Origin of the sequence: Halorubrum persicum (genome assembly GCF_002727125.1) — an archaeon.
Classification (GTDB): Archaea; Halobacteriota; Halobacteria; order Halobacteriales; family Haloferacaceae; genus Halorubrum; species Halorubrum persicum.
The window spans coordinates 1-2,811 of the sequence record NZ_NHOA01000007.1 but is presented as its reverse complement, the minus strand read 5'-3'; the positions used below and the strand labels follow the sequence as shown (position 1 = coordinate 2,811).

At 52.1% G+C, this 2,811-nt stretch carries 3 protein-coding genes; 1 reads left to right on the top strand and 2 read right to left on the bottom strand.

Features of this window, described 5'->3' with window-relative positions; genetic code table 11:
• Nucleotides 1-154: 154 nt before the first annotated feature.
• Entirely contained in the window at nt 155-697 is a 543-nt protein-coding gene (locus tag DJ69_RS18715) for a hypothetical protein (RefSeq protein ID WP_245851426.1), read from the bottom strand.
• Nucleotides 698-999: 302 nt separating this feature from the next.
• Between DJ69_RS18715 and DJ69_RS00795 the strand changes: the two genes are divergently transcribed.
• Nucleotides 1,000-1,188 (top strand): hypothetical protein, encoded by a 189-nt coding sequence (locus DJ69_RS00795; RefSeq protein WP_099253857.1) that lies wholly within the window; start codon nt 1,000-1,002, stop codon nt 1,186-1,188.
• Nucleotides 1,189-1,377: 189 nt separating this feature from the next.
• Here the strand turns inward: DJ69_RS00795 and DJ69_RS00790 are convergent, their stop codons facing one another.
• Nucleotides 1,378-2,439: a tyrosine-type recombinase/integrase gene (locus DJ69_RS00790; RefSeq protein WP_099253856.1), complete on the bottom strand. Its 1,062-nt coding sequence runs from the start codon at nt 2,437-2,439 to the stop codon at nt 1,378-1,380.
• Nucleotides 2,440-2,811 lie beyond the last annotated feature (372 nt).

The following is a 2,811-nucleotide window of genomic DNA, read 5'->3' as shown; positions in this document are numbered from 1 at the left end:
TGCTACACAAGAGCGTCCACGAAAATTGATCTTGAGTGACCTGTTGAAATCCATTTTTCAGCATACTCTTGTCTGGTTCTGTTGAAACACTCGGAAGTTGATATTTTGCGTGCTCGATCGCTCAGTATAGGAGACGAGTCTATCACACGCGCCGCTATTCAACGACCTCAAATGGAGCGGCGAGTGCGATGCCAGCATCATGTTCGGAGAACCCCCAGTAGATGAACCGGTACGTGGCTGGTGTGTGTATCGTACACCGCTCGAACGGGCCTGAAAATTCGCTGACACTGAGTGTCATTTCCCATCGGAATTCCTCGCCGGGCTCCAGCACTCGTTGCGACGGCGACCACTCATACTCGTTGGGTACCCCGATGGTATTCCGCCACATGCCGTCGGGGCTTAACCGCTGAATCATATATCGCGGTTTCCCCAGTGTGGTGAGTGGGTCAGTGGACTCGTTTGTGAGTGTCGCCACAAGTTGCTCACCTGACGCAATAGATTGTGGCACCGTCAGCGATGCATACCGAAGATAGTCCACTATCGACCGCTTTGTGAACACTTCTCCGACGTCGCGGTAGCCCGAAGAGCAGACTTCCTGTTCACTTCCTGTAATGGAATCAAGGCATCCAGCGAGGGAAATTGTCCCGGCTGAACCGCCGAGTGCAAGAAGCCGACGACGTGAGAGGGGAGGGCTCATGGTAGAATCACCTGTCCCTCGTGAGATATCTTTTTTGGCGCTACTCTCTCGTTGAATTGGCTGCTAAACTCGCAGGCAGATTCTATCGGCTAGTTCAGGACCTATTTGGAGAAAATAACACTGTCCCAGTGCTGACTACATCCTCTGTATCGGTCACGGATATTCTGATAGAAAGTGAATAGGTCAGACACGATCGTGCGAGATACAGAGCGCGAGTCGGTCACTGTCCCTCTCGCAGACATCTCCAAATATTCGAGTCAGATCGTAGCAACCTATTTGAACATGACCAAACTGGACATAGTATGAGTTCCCGAATTGACACCCTCCTCTGGATTGTGTCTGCCCTCTACGTAGTCCTGATAATCGCCGCTCTTTACGCCCTCACTACGAACAGGGATTCACTGTTCCAAATTGTTGCTACCCTCTCGATTACGCTTACTGGTGTCGCAGTTTGGTCAGCCTTCTTAGCCAAGCGGCGTGGATGGTCATAGTCTGGTTAGCATTTTTGGGTGCTGAACTCACCCTCTAAATTCAGCAACTGTTACCTGTCAGCCTCAACAGATTTCAATAGAGTCTCTAATACACGCCTCTATTAGTTCGACTATAATCTCGTTTCAAAATACCGCAGGATAAGATCTTTTACTCACCTTGTTCCGCACTCAAGGTGTGTAAGCGAAGGTCTACAAGTCGTCGTAGTACCTCCGTCGTTGTTCCATTTTCCCCTGCTTTGTCCGTACGTCGTAGTGCTTCTCGATTACAGACGGGCTCACGTCAAACCGATCACTGACCACATCGATCGGAACATCGTTAGCTCGCCAATGTGTCATCACTGCCCGCCGCCAAGGGTGGGGAGACATGCTCGATGGGCAGTCATAAGCAGAGTTGACTATTCTCGCAGCTTCACAGGAGTCTGGGTCGCGATCGTGGGGACATTCTTCGCCGTACGTACATGGGCGAGTCAGTCCGTAACTGATGTCTCGCAGCGCTTGCGTGGTCGGACGTGTCGTCGATCGCGGTTTTACCAGTAGTGGGTCTCGGCCGTGTTTGTCTTGGAAATCGGAACGTTGGTGTTTGATGTAGTCGGTGAGAATCCCAACGCTGTGTTCTTTGAGAGCAACCAATCGTTCCGAGTCCTTTCCGTTCTTCAGCGGGGTGTCAGTCGCCGGGCGGTGATGAGTCTCGATGTGCGGCCCGATCCGAGTACCATCAGGAAGCTCTACGGGCTTTGATTTGAAGTCCTCCAGATCGAGGCTACGAACGGCCCCAACTCGAAAGCCGCATTCGTGAAGGAGATGGGCGAACACGTGCTCGAAGCTTGCGAACTGGAAGCGGTTGAGGCGCTCTAGGATCGCCTCTTGGGTCTCGTAGGGTACTACTTCGTGGTTGGCGTCGTCTTCTGAGAGTGTTGGGCTTGTGACGGCCATGTGGGTGTCTCTAGGGACACCCTCGATACTCTCACAGAACCGCATGAACTTCCGCAGCGTGTCCATACTGTTTTTCAGTGTTGACCGAGCGATCGATCCCTTCTCACTCCGCCAGACTTTGAATGAGCGGAGGCCTCGTCCTGTGATGTCGTTGAGGTTGGTGATTTCTTGTTCTTCACACCATTCAAGAAAATGACCGAGGCGATGGCGGTGGGCTCGGACGGTCCCGTCGGCTGCCCCATCGGTTTTTCGATTGTTTAGGTACAATTCGGCTGCTTCAGATGGTTCTAGGGGTTCTAGTGTGTCTCGTGTTACCATGGTCTGGTTGGATGAATGACAGTGGCAAAGGTTATCAGATAGACCACCGCTTAGCCTACCTTGGATGGCTACCGGCTTCGCGATTTTTTGCGCCGGTTTTTGCCGATTGAGGTCGACGCAGTCGGGCGATTGAGGGAAAAAGAGGGCGGGTTCATAATCCTGCAGCGCCCATTCGTTTTCCGAACGATCTAGATTCAACAGACAGCGTCGGGTTCCTTATAAAGAGCTCCCGCTGCGCGCGAAAGATTTCATTCACTTCCCGAACGGGGGTCGACGCCGTCATGCGATTCGCTAGAATCAAGATTACCATCCGCGCACAAAAATGTATGGTAACATATCGGTCACGAACCTATTCAGTATCAGTACCTCACA

What these genes read in the sequence shown, in the direction of transcription:
- DJ69_RS18715 (WP_245851426.1), bottom strand. Translation starts at nt 697, where the DNA reads ATGAGCCCTCCCCTCTCACGTCGTCGGCTTCTTGCACTCGGCGGTTCA.
- DJ69_RS00795 (WP_099253857.1), top strand. Translation starts at nt 1,000, where the DNA reads ATGAGTTCCCGAATTGACACCCTCCTCTGGATTGTGTCTGCCCTCTAC.
- DJ69_RS00790 (WP_099253856.1), bottom strand. Translation starts at nt 2,439, where the DNA reads ATGGTAACACGAGACACACTAGAACCCCTAGAACCATCTGAAGCAGCC.